Annotated in this window: 16 protein-coding genes; 6 read left to right on the top strand and 10 right to left on the bottom strand. The window is 69.7% G+C overall.

Annotation, left to right across the window (positions count from 1 at the left end; genetic code table 11):
- Positions 1-206: 206 nt before the first annotated feature.
- The 7 genes from ACO1BR_RS38445 to ACO1BR_RS38415 all read right to left on the bottom strand — a co-directional run bounded on the left by ACO1BR_RS38445 (position 207) and on the right by ACO1BR_RS38415 (position 7,125).
- Positions 207-614, bottom strand: a complete 408-nt coding sequence (locus ACO1BR_RS38445; protein ID WP_426799756.1) for a hypothetical protein — start codon at positions 612-614, stop codon at positions 207-209.
- A gap of 649 nt (positions 615-1,263) precedes the next feature.
- Positions 1,264-2,079: an alpha/beta fold hydrolase gene (locus tag ACO1BR_RS38440; RefSeq protein WP_426799755.1), complete on the bottom strand. Its 816-nt coding sequence runs from the start codon at positions 2,077-2,079 to the stop codon at positions 1,264-1,266.
- 507 nt (positions 2,080-2,586) lie between these two features.
- Positions 2,587-3,267 (bottom strand): isochorismatase family protein, encoded by a 681-nt coding sequence (locus ACO1BR_RS38435; RefSeq protein WP_426799754.1) that lies wholly within the window; start codon positions 3,265-3,267, stop codon positions 2,587-2,589.
- Between the two features lie 190 nt (positions 3,268-3,457).
- Positions 3,458-4,015, bottom strand: coding sequence for a telomere-protecting terminal protein Tpg (gene tpg, locus ACO1BR_RS38430; protein WP_426799753.1), 558 nt, complete (start codon positions 4,013-4,015; stop codon positions 3,458-3,460).
- A 3-nt stretch (positions 4,016-4,018) separates the two neighbouring features.
- On the bottom strand, positions 4,019-4,246 hold the full coding sequence (locus ACO1BR_RS38425) for a hypothetical protein (protein ID WP_426799752.1): 228 nt from the start codon (positions 4,244-4,246) through the stop codon (positions 4,019-4,021).
- Positions 4,247-4,249: 3 nt separating this feature from the next.
- On the bottom strand, positions 4,250-6,373 hold the full coding sequence (gene tap, locus ACO1BR_RS38420; protein WP_426799751.1) for a telomere-associated protein Tap: 2,124 nt from the start codon (positions 6,371-6,373) through the stop codon (positions 4,250-4,252).
- 398 nt (positions 6,374-6,771) lie between these two features.
- Positions 6,772-7,125, bottom strand: coding sequence for a MerR family transcriptional regulator (locus ACO1BR_RS38415; RefSeq protein WP_426799750.1), 354 nt, complete (start codon positions 7,123-7,125; stop codon positions 6,772-6,774).
- A gap of 101 nt (positions 7,126-7,226) precedes the next feature.
- On the opposite strand from ACO1BR_RS38415, the gene ACO1BR_RS38410 reads away from it, so the two are divergent.
- The gene (locus ACO1BR_RS38410; RefSeq protein WP_426799749.1) at positions 7,227-8,012 is read left to right on the top strand and encodes an amidohydrolase family protein; all 786 of its coding nucleotides are present in this window, start codon (positions 7,227-7,229) and stop codon (positions 8,010-8,012) included.
- 728 nt (positions 8,013-8,740) lie between these two features.
- Positions 8,741-9,148 carry a nuclear transport factor 2 family protein gene (locus ACO1BR_RS38405; protein WP_426799748.1) on the top strand — a complete coding sequence of 136 codons (408 nt, stop codon included), beginning with the start codon at positions 8,741-8,743 and terminating at the stop codon, positions 9,146-9,148.
- 68 nt (positions 9,149-9,216) lie between these two features.
- On the opposite strand, the gene ACO1BR_RS38400 is transcribed toward ACO1BR_RS38405, so the two are convergent.
- Entirely contained in the window at positions 9,217-9,432 is a 216-nt protein-coding gene (locus tag ACO1BR_RS38400) for a hypothetical protein (RefSeq protein WP_426799747.1), read from the bottom strand.
- Between the two features lie 75 nt (positions 9,433-9,507).
- Entirely contained in the window at positions 9,508-11,103 is a 1,596-nt protein-coding gene (locus ACO1BR_RS38395) for an FAD-dependent monooxygenase (protein WP_426799746.1), read from the bottom strand.
- A gap of 82 nt (positions 11,104-11,185) precedes the next feature.
- On the opposite strand from ACO1BR_RS38395, the gene ACO1BR_RS38390 reads away from it, so the two are divergent.
- The 4 genes from ACO1BR_RS38390 (at position 11,186) to ACO1BR_RS38375 (ending at position 15,238) form a co-directional block, all read left to right on the top strand.
- The gene (locus tag ACO1BR_RS38390; RefSeq protein ID WP_426799745.1) at positions 11,186-11,851 is read left to right on the top strand and encodes a TetR/AcrR family transcriptional regulator; all 666 of its coding nucleotides are present in this window, start codon (positions 11,186-11,188) and stop codon (positions 11,849-11,851) included.
- Positions 11,852-12,141: 290 nt separating this feature from the next.
- Positions 12,142-13,107: an alpha/beta fold hydrolase gene (locus ACO1BR_RS38385; RefSeq protein WP_426799744.1), complete on the top strand. Its 966-nt coding sequence runs from the start codon at positions 12,142-12,144 to the stop codon at positions 13,105-13,107.
- A gap of 23 nt (positions 13,108-13,130) precedes the next feature.
- The gene (locus ACO1BR_RS38380; protein WP_426799743.1) at positions 13,131-13,934 is read left to right on the top strand and encodes a MerR family transcriptional regulator; all 804 of its coding nucleotides are present in this window, start codon (positions 13,131-13,133) and stop codon (positions 13,932-13,934) included.
- 566 nt (positions 13,935-14,500) lie between these two features.
- The gene (locus ACO1BR_RS38375) at positions 14,501-15,238 is read left to right on the top strand and encodes a class I SAM-dependent methyltransferase (RefSeq protein WP_426799742.1); all 738 of its coding nucleotides are present in this window, start codon (positions 14,501-14,503) and stop codon (positions 15,236-15,238) included.
- Between the two features lie 130 nt (positions 15,239-15,368).
- Here ACO1BR_RS38375 and ACO1BR_RS38370 read toward each other — a convergent pair.
- Positions 15,369-21,622, bottom strand: a 6,254-nt coding sequence (locus tag ACO1BR_RS38370) for an amino acid adenylation domain-containing protein (protein ID WP_426799741.1), incomplete at its 5' end; no start/stop codon positions are given.

Here is a 21,622-nt window from a genome sequence, read left to right as displayed (position 1 = left end):
GTCGGTCCTACCGACGGGGCACTACCGACGGCGGCGCGGGGCCGGTAGCACGCCCACCTCGCACCGGGTGGCTCTCGCCGACCCGGACGCCCTTCGTACGCGCCTTCCACAGTCCCATGCAACAAGCTGACTGCCCCGTCACGCCGAAGAGCCCACCACATCCCGCAGGACAACGTGGACAGTTGAGCGCTCTCGCCGAAGCTCGGTCAACGCACCCTGACGGTCTCGGTGGGCGTGAACATCTGCAGATGGAGCTTGTTCGAGTTCCAACCCGTCTCGTAAAGCGCGCCGCGGAACTGCAGCGTGCCACGGTGCTCGGCCCGGACCCAGGTGTCGACCGCGCCACCGTCGAAGACCGCACCGTGAGCGCACTTCACCGTGCGCCAGGATCCGGTGCCCTGTCGTTGCTGCACACAGAACCTCTGAAAGCGGTCATCGTCGTTCGAGGCATCCCCCTTCACGTGGACGCGCGCGCCGGCCTTCACAGCGTGCGGGCTCACCTTGAAGTCGTAACTGATCTTCGCAAAAGCCGTCACCGCACTCAGCCCGAGTGCCGATATGCCGACCGCCGCAACGACGGCCGCACGTGCAGTACGTCGGTTGACAACGCCCATCGCCTGTCTCCCCCTTCGGATGGTCTTGTGCTCGGCAAGAGGGAAGAGGCTTCAGGGCACAAAGCTGTTCCTCGGCCCACAGCCGACCGTTCCGCTCACCGATCGCAACCTGTCAGAGGGCGAATAAGGGAGCACCGTTGCCCCGCAGTTCGTCATTTTTCGGCAGCTCTCACCCAAAGGGCTTCCCCGCTGAACGTGCCGGTGCCTGAGAACGCTCCGCAGAAGCTGTTCGCTGCGGCGTGCCCGAACGGGTCGTACGCGCGGCCGTGCGAGGACGTCAACTCACCCGACAGCTACCTGCCCCGCAGGGTCGGATGCCTGTCCACTCATTGAGGGCGTCGACTCGGTAGAGGAGTTCGGCGCCGCACCGGTCAACCGACGCCGGATCGTCGAAGTCCCCGACGACGAACTCACCACTCATTCCCTTCCCCTGGATGCATCGCACACCATCGTCAGAAGGGGCGCTCCCGCTCCCACAAGATCCCGTACCCGGTGCCAGAGTCGGGGGTCGGTGTCGATGACGACCTGGTGATCGGTCGAGTACCGGTAGTTCTTCTACTGTTCGGCGCCGTCCAGCCTGCGCTGAGCGGACTGCTGTCAGTGGGACATCCCGCCGTATTTTGCTGCAACCGTCATGCGCAACGAGAAGTCAGCGAAGCACCCGCTCGGCAGCCTCGCGGATCGTGTCCGCCAGTACGTCGGGGGCTGTGAGGTGAGCGGCATGTCCTTGGCCTGCGAGTGTGACGATCCGCGATTTCGGCAGGGTTGTCGCCAAGTCAGCCAGCCGCTCGTGCAGATGCGCTGGGCTCGCGTCGCCCTCGACCAGGGTGGTCGGCACATCGAGTTGCCTGAAGCGGTCGACGCCGACCCCGAGTGCGTCGAGCGCATCGATGTCGGCGACCTGCGCTGCCACCTTCGAAGCGAACGCCGCCTGCGCATTCGGATTCGGATTCGGATTCGCGATCAGCATTTCGACCAGCTCCGCCGGTTCTTGGACAATGTCGCGGAGTTGGATGCGCATCGCCTCACGCGGATCTCCTGCGGCCACGGCCTCGCGGGCGCGAGCAGCCGCCTCCGATCCGACCAACGATCTGGTGGGCATCGGTGGTTCGTAAAGGTACAGGCCAGCGAACATCTCGGGGGCCAGCAAGGCGGCTTCCAGTGCGGCGACCCCACCCGAGGAGTGACCGACCAGGAGCACAGGCCGGTCGAGGAGTTCCGCGATTGCCAGAACGTCCGCCGCCTCAACGGCCATTGAGTACGTCGGCGGGATGCTCGCCCCCGGGACATAGATGCGACGGGCGACCCTGACCACGCGGAAGTCGTCGATCAGCGACGGTATGACGCCGTCCCAGGACGTGGCGTCCCCGCCGCCTCCGTGAACGAGGAGCAGCGTCGGACCTGTGCCGTTGTCGAGAGCAGTGATGGGCGTGCCATCGGCGGATACTGCGCGAAGCTCGGTCATGCACGCAATTCTGTGCTGTCCGGCCTACAGCGCGCCGACACTTCACCGACAGCGGCGGTCGTCGGCGAGGTTCAGCACCACTGCCACGTGCAGAACCGTTTCCGAGTCGTCATTGGCCTGGGGCAGAACACCTACTGCATGCTCTGTCTCCTTCAGGCCCGTCAGTCGCGCCCTTCGGACGGTGACCGCTCATCACGGCAGCAGAGATCTGCAGATCCCCCGCGACCTTGGCCAGAGCGGGCAGATGTAGAAGGGCGCCCGGCTCGGTGCGCGAGAGCGGCACCCATCGGCGCTCCGACTGCACGTCATCGTCGCTTGCCCGCACGCTATCCGCTACGAGGGCTGCTCCTTGTCCCCCGTGCTCCGAGGCGGGACAGGTGACGTAGGGCGCTGTGTGGGTGTGGGTGTGACTGGGCGCGCCACTTGGCACTCTCTTCACCACAGTGGGCCGCATCGTCCGACCTCGCCGCCGCCACGTAATACGGCGGAACTTGTGGTCCAGCACCGTCAGTTCGGGCGCTGTCCGATCAGGTCGAGCACCTCGTCTGTGGTCCGTACGTCGCCGAATGACCGGTAGATCGTGTGCAGCGTGGCGTTGTGGTCCTGGTCACGCCGGGCCGCGTTCGCATCGGCGACCATCAGCACGCGCAGGCCCGTGGTGGCCGCGTCCCGGGCCGAGGACTCGCAGCAGACGTTCGTGAGCGTGCCCGCGATGAGCACGGTGTCGATATCGCGCTGTGCCAGCAATTCCGGTAGCGGCGAGCGGCCGGGGAAGAAGGCGCTGTACGCGGTCTTCTCCACCACCAGGTCTTCCGGCCGGACATCGAGGGCGTGCCACAGACGCGAGCGCAACCGGCCTTCACCGCCGGTCGCCGCGAACGCCTCGCTGACCGTCGGTCCGTAGAACTCGCTGCTCACGCTCCCGAGCGGCGCCTCGTTCGCCGGCAGCACCCAGGTGACGAGGCCGTCCGCTGTGCGCAGCGCCTCAGCGATACGGCCGATGTTGGGCACGATGCCGCGGACGTACGGATTCGCCTCGGCGAAGAACGGCACCATGTCGATCACGACCAGCGCGGTGCGCGCCGCATCCAGGCGCTCGTACGCGTGCCGCCTGCCGCGCCGCTCCTCTTGCCGCGCGTACTCCCGGGGGTCGATCCACCAGTCGTGGTTCTTGGAGTCGGTCTGCATGCGTCCCCTCGGTCGGCTTGCCGGTCAGCGGGACAGACCTGCCCCCTCCGACCCTTCCGACCCCTCCGACAAGTAGGCCGACTTCGTCTGTCGGCCACATGTCCTGCTCCCCCGTGGCCAGTTGGAGCGCCAGCGGCCAAGTAACGGGCTCCGTCACGCGCGGTTGGCGAAGTCGATGACGGACGGCTTTTCAGAAGTCCAGGTCGAGGTAATCGATATCGTTGATGGCAACGTCCGAGAGTCCCATCGCGCGGGCTCCGCCGTCCTGGAAATAGGTCTCTTTGAATCCTTCGGCGATGATGTCGCGCATCTGCTGGTCGCTGACGCCCTCGTCGCGGGCGTCGAACAGGCGCTGTGCGTACGAGGCGGGCAGGTGGACGGTCAGCCTGCGGAAGCGGCCGTCGTCGGTGGTGCCGATCGGCGCGGTGTAGCCGAAGCGGGCCCGCGTCTCCACCGTGATGCCGGTGGTCGTGGCGGCCTGCTTGCGACGGCGCTTACGGACCTGGGGCTGCCAGCGGGACCGCACCGCAGCGTCGATCTTCGCGGCGATGTCCCTGGGCGGGTGCTTGCGCTCGCCCGTGCGGTAGCGCTCCACAGAGCGTTGGGTGACTCCGAGCTCCTGGGCGACGGCCCTGGTCGTCTTGAGTTGCTTCACCAGGTAGTTGATCTGGCCCTTGAGGGTCTTGGGCGGCTCCCGGGTGAACGCTTCCCGGTCGGCCCGCTCGATGGCGTCCTCGATCTCGCCCACGGCTCAGCTCCCTTCGGGGGTGGGGTCCTGACCGTCGAGGTCGACGAATCGGAACCCGGTGTCGCGCGTCTCGCGAAGGTCGTGCCGCCACAGCTCGAACCGAGGTGCCCTGCGCCGGGCGCGCAGGGCGTACGGCAGGACTTCCCTACGCGCCTCCAGGCGGTCCAGCGTCCGCTCCAGCTCCACGCCGGCCTCCCGCGACGACATCGTGCAGCCGGTGTCCCTGGCCACGGCCTACTCGCCTTCGTCCACGACGGCGTCGCCGCCCTTGATGTGGCGGGCGGGGTTGAGACCCTTTTCCATCAGCTCGACCGCCCAGTACATCGGCTGGACACCCTCCAGCTTCGCGAGGCCCGGTGTGGGCCCCAGCCGGAAGGCGCCGGGCTGAGGCTTGCCGGAGGCCGCGTACGGCAGGAAATCCAGCGGCGAGGGGCCGGGGCTCGGGTAGACGACGCAGTCGGACAGCACCGCCAGCGGGAACAGGCCCGTCATCTTCGCCATGTTCAGCAGCTTGCGGTGCATGTTGACCCGCGCCTTGCTGATGACTGCGGCGCGGATGTCGGGGCGCCAGGTCGGGCGTTCCAGGGCCGGCCACCGCTCGCCCTGCTTGTAGTGGCGGCCCTGCGGACGCTCGCGCAGCTTGCCGACGCCGCCCTTGACCGTGGCCTTGATGGCGGCCAGCACCGCGGCCAGGGCCGGGTCGGCGTTCTTGTGCCTCTCCATTGCCGCCAGGAACTCCGCGTCCGTGAGGTCCTTGGTGACGCCCAGGTCGGCGAGGGTGTCGACGTAGGCGGTCTTGAGCCGGTCGTGCCACGGGTCCAGATACGCGCCGGTCTCGCGGCGCAGGTACGCCTCGATCGGGGCGACGTTGTAGCCGAGTTCCTGGGCGTAGGCGATGGTGTGCGTCTGGTACCACGCCGGACCTTCCGGGGGATTTCCGGACGGGGTGAACGGTGACGGGAGGCGGGGGTCCAGCTCGACATGGCTCAAGTCGACCAGCCAGGAGCCGGGGATCTTCGGGTTGAACTGAGGGTGGTGGAAGTGGTCGGGGCCGGACAGGCCGACGGTGAGGCGGGCTGCGGCCGCGAGGAAGGCGGTGTTGAGGTCCAGGCCGACCGCGAAGGGCAGCAGGCACTCCTCATCGGTCAGCAGCTTGACGTCGCGCACCCACTGGTACGCCTCCTCGTCCAGGAAGCCACCCGTCCAGCCGGAGCCGACGACCACGGGGTGCTCGGGAGTGGCCTCCGGCGGTGCCGGGTCCATCGGGTCCGTGCCCAGCGAGCCGGGGTTGTGGCCGGAAACCCAGTTGCCCGTCGCCCGGTCCTGCACGGCCCGGGTCGCCGGGCGCAGCGCCGTCATCAGCTCCAGTCCGGACACCGCGGTGGAGCCGCGCGGGGTGATGACCCGCTGGGCGTACACGCCCAGGACGCGGGCGATGTCAGCCGGGGGCATCTGGGCAACTCCCGGCCAGGAGCGGGCATCGAGGGCGTCCCAGGACAGGATCGCGAGCTGCACACACTGCCGCTGCCCGGCCTGGGCGGGGCGGTAGATCCGCGCCCAGGGGCCGAACCCGCGCTGGGTGAGCTTCCACTTCGCCTTGGTGACCTGCTTGACCGCGGGGTGGTCCTCGGGCAGGCGCAGCGAGCGGCGCTGCTCGTGGCCCTCCAGGCGCTCCGGCAGTCCGAGTCTCACGGCCGCAGCGGCGGTGAGCACGATCAGCGGGTCGGAGTCCTTGCCGTTGCGGTGCAGCTTCGCCGCACCGAGACCGGACTCGCGCAGCGTCCACTCCACCAGCTGCGGGACGGTGGTCGCGGGGCAGTCCAGCACGATCCCGTCCACGCCGTACGCGGACCCGTCACCGTCCAGCACGGCGAGCGGACCGTGCGGGAAACGCGGGTCGACGGCGGGCGCGGCGGCCTGCATCGCCGGCGGGCGGCGCGACGACATCGACGGCCGCCCGGCGGGGCGCTGTGCTGCCGGGGCGGCTTGGGCAGCGGCAGCCGGCGGCACGGCCGTGGCCACAGGTTCAGGAACGACGGCTGGGCCGGAGACCCTCTGCGGGACCCGCGGCGCCGGGTCCGGGGCGGACGGAGCCGCGGGGGCGCCGTGGGCCGGATACTTCGCCGCCCAGCCGCTCAGGAGCCGCTGGTATGCCTCCAGACGCGGCGACTTCGGCTCGGAGCGCCCGTTCTCGTAGTTCTTGACCGACTGCGTCGTGGTCTTCAGAGCCTGCGCAAGACGAGCCTGGGTGATGCCGGCAGCCTCCCGCAGTCGGGCGCGCTCCACCGGGGGCGGGAGCTGCGGCTCCTCCTCCAGCAGGGCATCGATGTTTGCGAACAGCTCTTCCTCACTCGCCATTCTCCGCACCTCCACCCCCACAGTAGCAACACTTACCCTTACTTTTAACCTGCTTCTTTAACCCTGTCGGAGGGTGTTGGGGTGGGATGGAGACAGCGGTCGGATGCTTGCTGTTGGCCTGTGCCACCACCGGCTGAGCGTGCGCGGCGGAGGCGGTACGTGGTCACGGTCGATGGATGCGGATGCCCCATCGCCGTGCTCTCCTCCAAGGTGCAGAGCGTCGAAGGATTCGTCCTCGCCTCCGGTCTCTCCCATCGGAAAGGCGACGGCGAAGGGAAGGTCTTGCGCTGGGAAGGTCCTGCGCCGGCTGGGCTTCGAGATACGAGGCACCTAACTGCGCGGGATCGCCCCCTACTTGTTCGGCGAGCCCAGCGGACACATGACGCCGAACCGGGCGGCTACTCGGCGTGTTCGGCCGTTGCGATGGCCCGTTGCAGGGTCTGACAGGATTGAGCCAACCCCTCCGCACGCCGGTCGAGTTGGGCGAGCTGGGCGCGGAGCTTGTCCAGCACTCCCGGACACGGACACGGCGAGCCGTCCGCGAAGGCGCAGGGCAGCACCTGCCGGATCAGGTTGGTGGACAGCCCGGCCGCCAGCAGGGCGCGAATCTGTCCGACCGTCTGCTCGGCGGCATCGTCGTCATCGCGGTATCCGTTGGCCTGACGGCTTGAGGCGAGAAGGCCGACGCGTTCGTAGTACCGGAGCAGGCGCTCACTCGTCTCGGTTCTCTTGGCCAACTGCCCAATCAGCATCGCTTCTCCACGGAGCTTGACCTTGCCATGGTGTCAACCTTCAACAATGGGGCCGGCGGCGGCAGTCCGCCGCCGTCACCGGTCCTGAACAGGAGAATCCGTTGATCATCGACGCGCACAGCCATGTCCACGATCCCGTGCACCGCCACATCGCACTGCTGGACGAGGCAGGAGTCGATCGCGCGGTGCTTTTCGGCACCCGGGCGCATCCCGAGCGAGCCACCGATCTGGCCTCGTTCCGGCGCGAGATGAGCGTGCTGGCCGAGACGGTCAGTGGACGGCCCAGCGGTCCGGACAGCTACCAGGCCGCGTGGCAGGAACTGGACTCGGCGTGTGCGGCATACCCCGATCGTTTCATTGGCTTCGGCAAGGTACACCTGGACTTGCCGACCCAGCAGATCGCGGCGGAAGTCGAGCGGGAGATCGTCGGCCGGGGCTTTCGGGGCATCGGTGAGCTGACCCCGCCCCCGGACGATGCCGGTCGGATCGAGCCGGTTCTGCGGGCGGCCGCCGATCACGGTGGACTACCCGTTGTCGTGCACGGTTTCGCGCCCACCACGGCGGGAGACGTGGCGACTCTGGCCGGTCTCGCGCGCCGTCACCCGACCGTCCCCCTGGTGATCAGCCAACTCGGCGGACTGCACTGGCTGACGGCAATCGAGTTGGCCCGGGACACCCCGAACCTGTACCTGGAACTGTCGACGGCGAACATCATCTTCGCGGTGCGACTGGCCATCGAGGAGGTGCCCGACCGCACACTGTTCGGTTCGGACGCGCCCTATGGTGACCCGGCTCTCGCCCGCGCCACCGTCGAACGCGTGACCAGGCCAGGTGCACTGCGCGATCGCGTCCTGGGCGGCACCCTCGCGGAGCTGCTCGATCTCTGACCGCGCGCACGACCCCGACCGTACGAGGAACGGCGCACACAGGAACCGGAGAACCTCCGCCGGCTGCCTTGCCGTTGAGGAACGGACCGTCGCGTCCCGGCACCCGGGCGCGATCTTGCTCAGCGCGTGCTTCTCCGCACGGTCGGCGGTGAGTTCACGGCGGATTTCGGCGGCGACCCCATCGGTGGCGTAGGGGCAGGCGACATACTGGGCAGGCGGTATCCACGCGACCGGATCCTTGTCGCCCTCGGCTCCGTCGAGGCCCAGCTGAAGGCCACCAAGGTGCGTTCGGCACCCAGGTCGTTCGCGTATCGCTGGCGTCGCTTGGCGGTCCGATGGAAAAACCTCGATAGGACGCCCGGCAGGCATTCTCCCTGCGTCTCCCACCAGTTGAGGGACTCTTCCCCGGCTCGGCTGTGGTTCCCAAGTCGCGGAGGAGCCTGAACGGGCCTCCCCTCAGCCATCGTTCTCAGCCCTGGTGGACCGGAGCCTGCCAGGTGGTTCGCCGAGTTCCGCGGGCAGCGACACCACCCGGCTCTCCGCGTGGTGTTCGGCCAAGGTTGCAGTGGGGCGGGGCCCTTCAGCCCTGGTCAGCAAGCACCCTGGCAAGACAAGCGCAGTGCCGGATTGCCATCCCGCGCGCTGGGTGGCCCGGAGTCGTAGCCCCGCGCGTCCGAGGATGCCGGGCCGGCATGGTTCGGCGATGACCGGCCCAGTAGGGTGCGTGCATGCCCGAGCTGACCTCACCGCGCTCTGTGTTCGAGCGACTGATCCACGGAGTCACCCACCGCGAGTTCACCAAGCTGCCCGAGCTGTACGCCGAGGACGCCGTCGTGGAGCACCCGTTTGCTCCAGTGGGCTCACCAGAGCGGTTGCTGCGCGGCCGCGACGAGCTGCGGGAACACTTCAGCCGGGTCCTCACCCGTGAACTCGACATGCGGGCAGAGGACGTGCTGGTCCACGAGACCGCCGACCCCGAGGTGATCATTGCCGAGTTCGCCTACCGTGGCCGGGTGGTGGCGACAGAGGAACCGATCGAGATCGCATGTGTCTTCGTGATCCGCGTCCGCGACGGGCGGATCGTCTCCTCCCGCGACTACGCTCACCGCGCCGCGTCGCCGCCAGGACGCAGCTGACGCGGCGGGCGGGACGGCGCCGTGGGTGCGATCAAGCCTTCAGTCGATGTCCGGGATTGAGTACGTGTTCAGATGCCGCTTGAGTTGGCGAGTCGGCGGTAGCCGATAGCGGCCGGGGCCATGCCGATGAAGGCGAGGGCGTGTTCGGCATGGTGCTCGTGGCAGAGGTACCGGCGTCGGCGGCCAGCCGGCCGGCAGGACACGGTTCTCTCGACCACCCGGCGGTGGCGGCCCAGTCGTGTGGAGGACTCGATGCCTTGGCCGGCGATGCGGTGACGCGACACCTCCCTGGCGGAGCCAGCTGCGCAGGTGGGACCGGGGCTACGGGGCTGCTTCCCGCCGCGGCGTGCTTGCCGTGGTCAGCTCTGCCTGGCGAGGACCGTGCGGAGGACCTCGGCAAGTACCGCGGCCGGGTCCTTCGCGGTGGATTGGCTGCGCCAGGCGACGAAGCCGTCCGGGCGGACGAGTACCGCGCCGTGGGCGCCGATGCCGTGCGCCTTCTCACCGTCCTCGGTGTCGATGTCTGCGCCGAGGACGTACGGGTGGACTTCCACCCCCATCGCGGTGCCAAGGTCGTTGGCGGTTTTGGCCCACAGCTGGCCGTGGTGGCCGGCCAGGAGGACGAAGGTCTCGCCGTACAGGTCGAGGAGGGAGCCGCCGTCCGCGGTCGGGTGGTGTGGTGCCCGCGTGCCCGGTTGAGCGAGCAGCTCGACGGCGGGGATCGGTGCGGTCTCGTGGTTGCCAGGCACGGCCGCCGAGGCGTACCGGAAGCCCATCGTCACCGCCGAGTAGTCGAGCAGCTCCACCTCCGCACCGCCGGCCATCCTGTCGCCGAAACGGGCGAACGCCTGCTGCATGGCGAGCCGTCCGTAGGGGCGCCGCTCGGCGTCGTAGGTGTCGAGCAAGCCGGGGCCGGCCCACCCGTTAAGGACGGCGGCGAGTTTCCAGGCCAGGTTGTGGGCGTCCTGGATCCCGGTGCTCCCGCCGAACCCGCCCGTGGGAGGTTGGATGCGCGCGGCGTCCCCGGCCAGGAACACTCGGCCCGAGTGGTAGGACCGTGCGACGTGGGCGCCGATCGGGAAGCCGAGCACGGTGACGTCGGTGCCGGGGATTTGGGGCCGCAACGAGACGTCGATCTCGTCCAGTCCGGACGCGTCCCGCACCATCTCCGCTACGCGTTCGGGGGTGAAGTCCTCCACCGACTCGCGACGCGGGTCGTATCCGGTGCTGAACAGCCATCGCGTGCCCGAGTCGTCGTGCGGCATCATCGAGCTGAACGGGCGTGGTTTTTGCAGGTAGGCGATGCCAATGTTTCGGCCGCGTACGGCGGCCGAAAGGTTCGCGTCGACGATTGCGGTGATCGTGTCGAACAGCACTCCCGGCCCGTCCGTTTCGATCCCCAGCCACGTGCGGATCCGGCTGTTCGTCCCGTCGGCCGCGATGACGTAGTCCGCGCGGATCGTTCCCTCGCCGCCGCCGGCGCGGTCCCGGACGGTCACCGTGACTCCGTCGATGTCCTGGTCGAGGGCGGTCACCTCGGTCAAGTACCGGATGTCGGCGCCGAGTTCGCGGGCGCGGTCGCGCAGCAGGAGTTCGAGCCGGTCCTGGTCGATCCCCGCGTAGGCCGATGGGCTGTAGGTGCGGGGGTCGACGGACTCTACGTGGTTGGCTTCCTCAACTGGTTCGTACTCGTCTGCGAGCGTGTTCCCCCGCAGCGGCACGAAGACGTCGTCGCCGCCGCGGAAGCTCTCCTGACTGATCGCCGGACCGAGTCCGACCTGGCGGAAGACCTCGACGGTCCGCGGTGTGATGCCGCGCAGCCTCGGGTGTAAGAGCAGGTCGGGGTGGCGCTCCACCACCGTCACCCGGACGTCCTTGCTGGCGAGGAAGACGGCGGCGCTCAGCCCGGTGAGGGCGCCTCCGACGACGAGTACCTGAGTCTTCTGCTGATTCATACCGAGGAGGATCAATCACCTGAATGAACTTGTCAACCAGATGGTTGATTATGCTGCTCGGCTGGATGGCAGAATCCTGGCCATGACCAGTGAGAAGAGCGGCACCAACGCACGGCGGTCGACGCGGCGGGCGCCGGCGGCGCACGAGCGGCAACGCGATCCCGAGCGCACCAAGGCGTTGATCCTCGACGCCGCGACCGAGGTGTTCTCCGCCAAGGGCTTCGCCGGCGCCCGGGTGTCCGAGATCGCCGCGCGCGCCGGTGTGAACCAGCAGCTCATCACGTACTACTTCAACGGCAAGGAGGGCCTCTACCGTGAGATCGGCCGGCGGTGGCGGGCTTACGAGGCCCAGGCGGTCCCCGACGACATGGACCACGCCGAGATGATCAAGCACTATGTGCGGGCGAGCGTCGACCCCCGTCTCGGCGGGCGCCTCCTCGCCTGGGAGGGCCTCGCCGACACCGGGGAGGACGACGAAGAGGCGACCGAACGCAACGCCCGGCTGCAACACGAAGTGGAGCTGATCCGCAAGCGTCAGCTGGCCGGCGAGCTTGACGACCGGTTCGACCCGGCAGCGCTGCTGCTCATCGAAATGAGTGCGGCGAATGCGCTAGCGATCTACCCCCAACTGGCGCGCGGGCTGTTCGGCGCCGACGGAAGCTCACCGGAGCTGGTCGAGCACTTCGCCGGGCAGCTCGCCCAGCTCATCGAGTGTCTCGTGGGCAGCAGCCCCGGCCAACCCGAATGAGAGGTCCCAGCAAAGGCGTTGGAGGTGTTGGTGGGGAGGAGTCGGGTGGCGTCGGCCACGGCATCCACTACTGCCTGGGAGCACCACTCGCCCGGATGGAAGTTCAGGTTGCGCTGTCCACAACTGCGAGGCGCACCGGCCGCCGTACGGCAGCACGGCTGTCAGGGGTTGCGCCATGGTGACAGCTGAGGCCGGCCGCAGCGGTCCGAGGTCGGCGGCGGCAGGTGTGCCGAGATCGCTCGCCGCGGAGGTTGCCCCTGACGCAGGGGCAACCTCTCAGCATGGTGGGCATGACTACGAGAACCAGTGCGAGCGAGGTCGCGGGACTCCACAAGGCGTACGGCGAGCATGAGGTGGTCGCCGGAGTCGACCAGCGACTGCGCCAGCGGACAAGCGCCGACATGCCGCCGGGCAACGGCGCGGGGCGGATCGGGAGAGACGACAGGACGATGCGGCACTTCGCGGTCCACCACGATGGCGTGACGATCCCGGTGTCCCGCGGCGGCCAGGGACGACCGCTGGTCCTGTGCCCTGGGCTGAGCTCGACACAGGCCGATCTGCGCGAGCTGACCGAGCTGCTGCGGCGCGACTACGACGTCGTGACCTTCGACCTCAGAGGCCATGGCCTCGCCTCGGCCGCCGACCGGTACTCCTTCGAGGCGTTCCTCGGCGATCTCACCTCGGTGATGGCGGAGTTGGGACGACTCGACCTGCCCGAGGCACCCCTGCTCGTGGGCTACTCGCTCGGCGCGGACCTGGCCGTGCACTATGCCTCCGGGCACCCTGACACCGTAGCCGAACTTGTTCTCATCGACGGCGCGAACCCGGTGCCCGAACCGTTCATCACCGAGGCTGACCTGGCGGAGTTCCGCAGCATGTGGGAGGAGCAGGCGGCGCGGCAAGAGGCCGAGTGGACCACGGACACCACGCCTGAAGTGTCGCTCACGGCACAGGACATACTCGATCTGAATCTCGAACTCGACGTGCTTCGTTCCGGAATCCTCAACCAGTACCGGAAGATCGACCACCCGATCAGCATGATCATGTCGACCTCGATCGCCGGCGACAGCACCGAAGGGCGTGCACCGCGACACAACCAGCTCTGGCGTGACGGAGTCGAACGGCTCGTCCGCGAGCGGCCGCACGTCTCCACATCCTGGCTCGACGCCGATCACCGGCTGGTCTTCACCCACGCCCCGGAAATCGCCCGGATCATCCGGAGCGCGCACCGTCCTGTCGGCAGGCCGACTTCGTAAACAACTCCTGGGAGACTGGTTCGATGCTGACAATCGGCGAGCTGGCGTCGTACGCCGGAGTGACGGTGCGCGCGGTGCGGCACTATCACGCCAAGGGTCTGCTGCCGGAGCCGGAGCGGGACCGCTCCGGCTATCGGAGGTACGATGCCGGCGCCGTGGTCGAGTTGATCAAGATCCGGACCCTCGCCGGGGCCGGCGTCCCGCTGGCGCGCGTGCGGGAGCTGCTGCAGGCCGACGAGCAGGAGTTCGCCGTGGTCGTCACAGACATCGACCAGCGGTTGCGGGCGGAGATCCGGGAACGGCAGCGGCATCGCGAGGGGATCGCCCGCCTCGCCTCCGGGGACGGCCTGGCGCTGCCCTTGGATGTGGTCGGGTTTCTCGACCGACTGCGGGCACTCGGGGTCGACGAGCGGATCGTTCGGGTCGAACGCGACGGCTGGATCCTGCTGGCCGCGCACTCACCCGAGCGAGTCCCGGAGTGGATGGCGCGTAAGCGGGAGCAGATCGCCGACCCGCAGCTCATCAACTTCTATCTCACCCTGGGGCAGGCACTCGATCACACCGAAGACGATCCACAGCTGGTCGAGCTGGCCGACGAACTAGCCGCCTACATCATACAGTTGGCCGATGAGCAAGGCGAGTACTACGTCGACGATGCCGACATCGAGCCATCGTTCGCCAAGCTGATGGACACCCTGGCCTTCGACACCGCGCCGCCGGCCCGTCGACTGATCCACCTGCTAAAGAAGCGAGGCTGGACCGGCTGGACCAAGCTGGAGCGTGTGGACCCCACACGGGATGCGGCCGGAACACGGCAGGAGGACTGAAGTGCGGTGTTCCCGGTGCGAGGGTGGCGGTGGACAGGGTCACTGGGCACGGCGGCCTCTTCCGTCCCGGCTGCCTGTGCCTGCTCGTCGGCCGCTGGGGTCACCTCCCGTAGCACGGGCTGCTCCCCCAGCCTCGCGCTCACCAGGTCATGGCGTTCGTGCATCGCCATGTCCAGTGCCCGGTCGGCCTCCGCATCGGCACCGCCCGGCCGCTCGCCCGTCCCCGTAAGCACCGCCCGCCAGGCATGGGGAGGACGTGGCCACCGGAGGCACAACCACCCACGCTGACCGCGGGGATGAACGCCCCTTGCCCAGCGGGTTTTTCCTGCAACCGGACACGTACACTGCAGGAACCCTCGGCCCCGCCGCTGCCGCGCTCGGTTCGGCCCCGTGTCTGTGTTGCGGCCAGGAATCACCGTGCGCGGCGTCGCCGGGATCGGCAAAAGCGGCGCACCGCTTGGACCTTGACGACAGTCTCCGGGCTTGTTTTTCACGGTTCGGCCTCGAACGATGTCCTGAACATGCTCACGGAGGGTGCGCTGCGTGGCGCACGGACAGGGTGACAGGTGATCGACTACGACGGCGAGGCCCGGGAATACGACGCTTCCCGCGGCGGCGAACCACGAGCGCAGGCTGCGGCGGACGCCTTGGAGCAGTTGTTGCCCCAAGGCGCCTGCACGCTCCTGGACATCGCGTGCGGCACGGGAATCGTGACCGGCAGGCTGCTGCGGCCGGAGCGCAGGGTTCTGGGCGTCGATCGCTCGCCCGGGATGCTCGGCCTGGCCGCACGGCGGGTGCCCGGAGGCGTGCTGTGCGGCGATGCCATGCGGCTTCCTGTCGCGTCGGAGGGTGTGGACGCCGTGGTGATGGTCTGGCTGCTGCATCTTGTGCCGGACCCCGCCGCGGTGCTGGCCGAGGCGGCCAGAGTGCTGCGGCCCGGCGGCGTGCTGATCACTACCGCGGACAAGGACGATGCGTACTTCGTGGAGGACAGCGACGTCGCCCGGATCACGGCGGAGCTGCGACGCCGGTATGCGCTGCGTGTGCCTGATCGCCTCTCCCGGATACTCGACCTGGCGGCCGAGCACGGGCTGGGACTCGTCGACGAGACCGTGTTCCCAGGCACCGGTCAAGGCCGCAGCCCCAGAAGATGGCGCAAGGCCATCGAGGCAGGCCGCATCCCCTGGTGTACCCACGCCGACCCGGGCCAGGTGGCGGAGGTCAGCCGACGGCTCTCCGCGCTGCCGGACCAGGACGCGCCGCGGCCGGACCCGCTGTATCGCCTCATCGCCCTCACGGCATGACAAGGCACGACAGGCACGACAAGGCATCGTGACCTGCCCCTCGACCTGCTGGGGCGCAGGTCGAGGGGCAGGTCACGAACCTACCTCCAGCGTGTGCGTCGCCGGTGCCGAGCGGATGTGCCGGGCCGGTTCAACGGTCGAGCGCGGGCGCGGGGAGGAATCCCGTGCCGGCGAAGAACGTCAGGTAGGCCCGCACGGTCTCGTCGGTCATGGACGGGAGGTGGACCCCCGATGCCGCGGCCGCTCCGTGGGTGAGGGAGGAGTCGAAGGTCCGACGCGTGCGGCGGGCCCGGCCCTCCGCTTCGCCGGCCGTCCCCTGCCGGCCGGTGCCGCCGAGGAAGAGCTGGGCGGCGTTGTCCGGCTGGTCGGCCACCAGCTTGCGCCAGTGGTCGAGTGGTACCGGCTGCACCGTGTAGCCCATCGTGGCGGCTACCTGGAACACCTGCGAGAGCATGGGCGGCGCGGGGTGGGTGAGATGGAAGGCTGTCCGTTCCCGGCCGGCCGGGTTCCGCGTCGCTTGCCGGTTGCTCGCCAGGGCCACGACTGCCGCGCTCACGTAGTCCACCGGTATCCAGTCGGTCGACTCGTCGGCTCCTTCGGGTACCGCCTGTGCCTGGAGGCATCCCTTGATGTACTGCCACAGCAGGTCGCGGTCCTGGCAGGCGCCCGTGCCCGAGGCGCCCGAGATGCGTGCGGGTCGGTAGACGGTCACCGGGATTCCGCGGCTCTGCGCGATATGTACGATCTCCTCGGCGACCCACTTGCTCTGCGAGTAGCCGTCGGGCAGTTCGTGCACGGGGCCGATGGCGGACGCTTCCGTGAGGGGGCCGCGGGCGGACGTGTGCGGTGGGTACACGCCGGTGGTCGAGACGTAGTGCATGCCGGTCGCTTCCGATGCTGCGGCGATGCGGAGGAGTTCCTCGGTGCCCGTTACGTTGGCAGCGCGGAGTTCGGTGTACGGGGCGGCGAAGTTGACCCTGGCGCCGTTGTGGTAGACGGCGCCGACCCGCTTCCGTAGTGCCTTGTGCTCCGTGTCGGACAGGCCCAGGCCCGGCGCGCCCAGGTCGCCCGGCAGTGGACGGATCAGCTCGCCGTAGTGCTCCTTCCACAACCCGTACCGCTGCAGGCCGGACCGCAGCCTGCGCGCTCCCTCGGCGGTGTCGCGTGCCCGCACCAGGCAGTCCACCGGACCGCCCGTCGATTCCAGCAGATCGCGCAGGAGGAACGCTCCGAGGAAGCCCGAGGCGCCGGTCAGCAACGGGCGGCGCGCGGCCGGGGGTTCACTCGGCGCGGGCCCGGTCGCCGGGGTGATGTCCGGCGCCAGGCGCACGTCCTGGCGCGGATCGGGGCTGGTCGCGTTTCCGGAACCGCCGGCCGGCTCGTCCAGGAGGCGCCGTACACCGTCCGGGGTGGCTGCGGCGAAGAGGGCACGCATCGACAGTCGTACGCCGAACCTGTCCTCGATGCGGCGGGCCAGCTTGACCGCGAGCAGGGAGTGTCCGCCGGCCTCGAAGAAGTCGTCGTCGAGACCGACATCAGGTACGCCGAGGACGTCGGCGAACACCGCGCACAGCAGCTTCTCCTGCTCGGTGTCCGGGGCGCGTCCGGTGCCTGTGCTGGTGGAGGGGCCGGGGGCGGGCAGTCCCCGACGGTCGATCTTTCCGTTCGGGGTGAGCGGCAGGGTGTCGAGCGCGACGAACGTGGACGGCACCATGTACTCGGGCAGTTGTGAGAAGAGTGCCTGGCGCATCCGGGCGATCGCCGGCTCCCGCTGCCCGTCGGCGGGAACGGCGTAGGCCACCAGCCGCCGGTCACCGGGCCGGTCCTCGCGGACGACGGCGCAGGCGGCACTGATCCCGGGCACCGCGGCCAACGCCGCCTCGATCTCCCCGAGTTCGATGCGGAAGCCCCGTAGCTTGACCTGGTCGTCGGAGCGGGAGACGTATTCGAGTTCGCCCCGGTCGTTCCAGCGGACGAGGTCGCCCGTGCGGTACATGCGTCCGCCGGTGCGGCTGAACGGGTCGGCGACGAACCGGGCAGCGGTCAGACCCGGACGGTGGAGGTAGCCGCGGCCCAGTCCGTCGCCGGCCACGTACAGTTCTCCGATCACGCCCGGCGGCACCAACTCCAGTGCGGCGTCGAGCACATACACCCGTGCGTTGCGCACCGGGACGCCGATCGGTACGCGGTGGGTCGGCGCCTTCGGGCCGGCCGCCTCCTGCACGTCGCTCATGGTCGCGCAGACCGTGGTCTCGGTGGGCCCGTAGGCGTTGACCAGCCGCCGGCCGCGGGCCCACCGGGCGACCAGCGCCGGCGTGCACGCCTCCCCGGCGAGCACCAGGGTGGTACCGCCTGGTATGCCCTCGTCCTGCGGCATGACCGCCAGGGCGGCGGGAGGGAGGGTCAGGTGGGTGATGCCGCGTTCCGCGAGGAGGGCGGCGAGCGGGGGCCCCGGCACCAGGTGTGCCGGGTCGGCGACCTCCAGGCAGGCACCGGTCAGCAGTCCCATGCAGATGTCCCAGAACGCCGCGTCGAAACTGGACGACGCCATCTGCAGCACCCGGCTGGTGGAGGTGAGGCCGAGCCTTTCCGCCTGCGTACGGACCATCGCGCCGACGCCCTGGTGGGTGACGACGACGCCCTTGGGCCGGCCGGTGGAGCCGGAGGTGTAGATGACGTAGGCGGGGTGGGCGGGCAGGGGGCCGGTGCGCGGGTCCGCGGTGTGGCCGGTGGACCAGGCGGCGGTGTCGTCGAGTGCCAGGCAGCGGGCGGTGGTGGGCAGTCCGGTGCGCAGGGCCGTGGTGGTGATCAGGAAGGCCGGCGCGGCGTCGTCGAGCATGAAGGTGATGCGGGCGGGCGGGTATGCGGGGTCGACCGGCAGGTAGGCCGCTCCTGTTTTCAGGACCGCCAGTATCGCGACGATCATGTCGGCCGAGCGGGGCAGCGCGAGGGCCACCAGGTCCTCGGGGCCGATGCCCTGTGCGGACAGGTGCCGGGCGAGGTCGTTGGCACGGGCGTTGAGCTGCGCGTAGGTCAGGGTGCCCGTGGCGTCGCGTACGGCCTGGGCATCGGGGGTACGGGTCACCCACTCCCCGAAGAGCTCCGGCACCGTCGGGGCCGTCAGGGACGCGGCGGGTCCACGGCCCCACTCCTCCAGGATCCGCGACCGCTCCTCGGCGGTGAGCAGGTCATAGCCGCGGACGGGCAGGTCGGCGTCGGCCACGACCGCGGACAGCAGGCGGCGGAGCCTGCGGGCGAGCCGGTGCACCGTCTCGGCCTCGAACAGCTCGGTGGAGTACTCCAGATGGCCCTCGATGCCCGCGGCACCACCCGCCGCGTCCCGCGTCTCGGTGAAGCTGAACGTCAGGTCGAACTTGCTGATGCCCGTGTGCACCGGCTGACCGCTCACCGTGACCCCCGGCAGCTCAACGCCGGCCGCCGCCTGGTTCTGCAACACCAACATGACCTGGAAGAGCGGATGACGATCCTGCGAACGCACCGGATTGAGCGCCTCCACCAACCGCTCGAACGGCACATCCTGATGCGCAAACGCCGCCAGATCGAACTCCCGCACACGGTTGAGCAGTTCACGGAAGGTGGGATCCCCCGACAGATCCGTCCGCAACACGAGCGTGTTGACGAAGAACCCCACCAAGTCGTCCAGAGCCTCATCGCTCCGACCCGCCACCGCCGTACCGAGCGGGACATCATCACCCGCACCATGCCGCGACAACAACACCGACACCGCCGCCTGCATCACCATGAACAACGTGCACCCGCACGACCGCGCCAACTCCACGAGCCCCCGGTGCGTGTCCTGGTCCAGGCTGAAGAAGTGCGCCTCGCCCCTGTGGTCCGTCACGGCCGGCCGCGGACGGTCCCACGGCAGCACCAGCGCCTCCGGGACACCGGCCAGGGCCTGGCGCCAGAAGGCCAGTTGGCGTGACGTCAGGCTCCCGGGGTCGGACTCCTCCCCGAGCATGCGCCGCTGCCACAGGGTGTAATCCGCGTACTGCACCGGCAACGGCGACCAGTCAGGAGCCCTGCCCGCGACCCGCGCCCGATAGGCAGCACCCAGGTCCCGGCCCAACGGCGCCAACGACCAGCCGTCGCCAGCGATGTGATGCAACGCCAGAACCACCACATGGCTCTCCACGCCCAACCGCAACAGGCTTACCCGCAGCGGTACTTCGGCTTCCACGTCGATCGGCTCGGTCACCGCCGCCGAGATCCGGCCGGGCAGGTCGGGCTCCTCGACATCGTCGACGGTCAGGGCGAGCTGCGCCTGCGCCGGGCCGAGGACCATCTGTTCGGGCTCGCCGTCGTGCTGGGGGAAGACGGTGCGCAGCGCCTCATGTCGCTCGACGACGTCGCCCAGCGCGGCACTGAGCGCATCGACGTCGAGCGGACCGTCGAGGCGCAGCACCATGGGGATGTTGTAGGTGGCGCCGGGCCCGTCCAGCCGGCCCAGGAACCACAGCCGCTGCTGCGCGAAGGACAGCGGAAGTCTCGCCGGGCGCTGCGCGGGCACGATGGCGTCCCGGGCCGCGCCCGCGCCGTCGAGGGCCGCGGCCAGTTGCGTGACGGTGGGGCGCTCGAAGAGCGTGCGTACTTCGAGTTCGACGCCGAGTGCGGTGCGAATACGGCTGACCAGGCGGGTGGCCAGCAGGGAGTGTCCGCCGAGCGAGAAGAAGCTCTCGTCGACGGGGACGCGGCCGATGCCGAGCACGTCGGCGAACAGATCGGCGAGCAGTTCTTCCCGCACGGTGCGCGGGCCGCGCCCGTCGGTGTCCGCGGCGTGCCGGGGCGCCGGCAGTGCCCGTCGGTCGAGCTTTCCGTTCGGGGTCAGCGGCAGTGCGTCCAGCACGACGAACGCCGACGGGACCAGGTACCCGGGCAGCGTCCGGCCCAGCTGCTCGGCCAGTGCCTCCGCGGAGGTCGTCGCGCCGTCCGCCGCCACGGCATAGGCCACCAGCCGCCGGTCGCCAGGGGCGTCTTCGCGGACGACGACGCAGGCGGCCGTCACCGTCGGCAGGGCGGTGAGCGCGGCTTCGATCTCGCCGGGTTCGATGCGGTGGCCGCGGAGTTTGACCTGATCGTCGGCGCGGGAGAGGTAGACGAGCCGACCGTCCGCGTCCCACCGGACGAGATCGCCGGTACGGTACATCCGCCCACCCGACGGATCGAACGGATCAGCCACGAAACGCGTGGCCGTCAGGTCGGGTCGGCCCACGTACCCGCGGGCCACCCCCGGTCCGGCGAGGTACAGCTCGCCCACCACGCCCGCAGGCACCGGCCGCAGCCGGGCGTCGAGGACGTAGCACCACATGCCGTCCAGCGGCCTGCCGATGGGCGGAACCCGGTGTTCCGCGATCGGCCGCGACGGCACCTCGTACCGGGTCGCGAACGTCGTCGTCTCGGTCGGCCCGTAGGCGTTGACGAACGACGTCCGGGGGCAGGCGGTCGCCGCGCGTTGCAGGACGCCGGCTGCCGCCGCCTCACCGCCGGTCGCCACCAGGCGTACCGTCGCGAACAGGTGGGGGTCGGTGTCGGCGACGATGTTGAACAGGGCGGTGGTCAGGAAGAGGGCGGTGATCTTCTCGGCTGCCAGTAGGCGGCCGAGGCGATGCGGTTCGAGCGGGCCGTCAGGGGCGACGACGACCGTTCCGCCGTTGAGCAGCGGGACCCAGATCTCGCAGGTCGAGGCGTCGAAGACGTAGGCGGAGTGCAGGAGGACCGCGTCGGCCGCGCCGCGCCACATGGCATCGGCGGCGAGTGCCGCCACGTCGGCGTGCGTGACACCGATGGCCTTGGGGGTGCCGGTGGAGCCGGAGGTGAACATCACGTACGCCAGCCGCGCGCCACCGGGGAGGCCGGGAAGCGTGCCCGGCTCGGCGGGTGCGCCGTCGATGACCCGGCCGTCGGTGTCGACCACGACGACCGGGAGCGAGCCGCGGGCTTCCGCCACCCAGGGATGGCCGGCGAGGTCCGCCCCGACGACGAGGGCGCGCAGCCCCGCCGAGGCGGATATCCGGCGCAGTCTCGCGGCCGGCCAGCGGGCGTCCAGCGGTACGTACGCGCCGCCGGCCCGGACTGCGGCGAGCGAGGCCGTCACCACTGCGGCCGAGCGGCCGACCAGCACACCGACACCGTCCTCGGCAGTGACGCCCAGGCCCGTCAGGCACCGCGCCAGGGAACCGGAGAGTCCGTCCAACTCTCCGTAGGTCAGGGCGCTTTCACCCTGCCTGACCGCCACCGTGTCCGGGGACGACGCCACCCGGGCGGCGAACAGTTCCGGGAGGCCGGCCCTCGACGGGCCGGCCGGCAGGGGGGCGCCCTTCCCCTGGTCGAGCAGCCGTGCCCGCTCTCCGTCGAGCAGCACCG

The sequence above is a fragment of the Streptomyces sp. YGL11-2 genome (genome assembly GCF_050054615.1).
Lineage (GTDB): Bacteria > Actinomycetota > Actinomycetes > Streptomycetales > Streptomycetaceae > Streptomyces.
The sequence above is the reverse complement of the archived record's forward strand: the minus strand, read 5'-3'. Positions and strand labels throughout refer to the sequence as shown.

Coding starts and splice junctions, on each gene's coding strand:
- ACO1BR_RS38445 (WP_426799756.1), bottom strand. CDS start 614: ATGGGCGTTGTCAACCGACGTACTGCACGTGCGGCCGTCGTTGCGGCG.
- ACO1BR_RS38435 (WP_426799754.1), bottom strand. CDS start 3,267: ATGCAGACCGACTCCAAGAACCACGACTGGTGGATCGACCCCCGGGAG.
- ACO1BR_RS38440 (WP_426799755.1), bottom strand. CDS start 2,079: ATGACCGAGCTTCGCGCAGTATCCGCCGATGGCACGCCCATCACTGCT.
- ACO1BR_RS38390 (WP_426799745.1), top strand. CDS start 11,186: ATGACCAGTGAGAAGAGCGGCACCAACGCACGGCGGTCGACGCGGCGG.
- ACO1BR_RS38405 (WP_426799748.1), top strand. CDS start 8,741: ATGCCCGAGCTGACCTCACCGCGCTCTGTGTTCGAGCGACTGATCCAC.
- ACO1BR_RS38380 (WP_426799743.1), top strand. CDS start 13,131: ATGCTGACAATCGGCGAGCTGGCGTCGTACGCCGGAGTGACGGTGCGC.
- ACO1BR_RS38415 (WP_426799750.1), bottom strand. CDS start 7,125: ATGCTGATTGGGCAGTTGGCCAAGAGAACCGAGACGAGTGAGCGCCTG.
- tap (WP_426799751.1), bottom strand. CDS start 6,373: ATGGCGAGTGAGGAAGAGCTGTTCGCAAACATCGATGCCCTGCTGGAG.
- ACO1BR_RS38385 (WP_426799744.1), top strand. CDS start 12,142: ATGACTACGAGAACCAGTGCGAGCGAGGTCGCGGGACTCCACAAGGCG.
- ACO1BR_RS38395 (WP_426799746.1), bottom strand. CDS start 11,103: ATGAATCAGCAGAAGACTCAGGTACTCGTCGTCGGAGGCGCCCTCACC.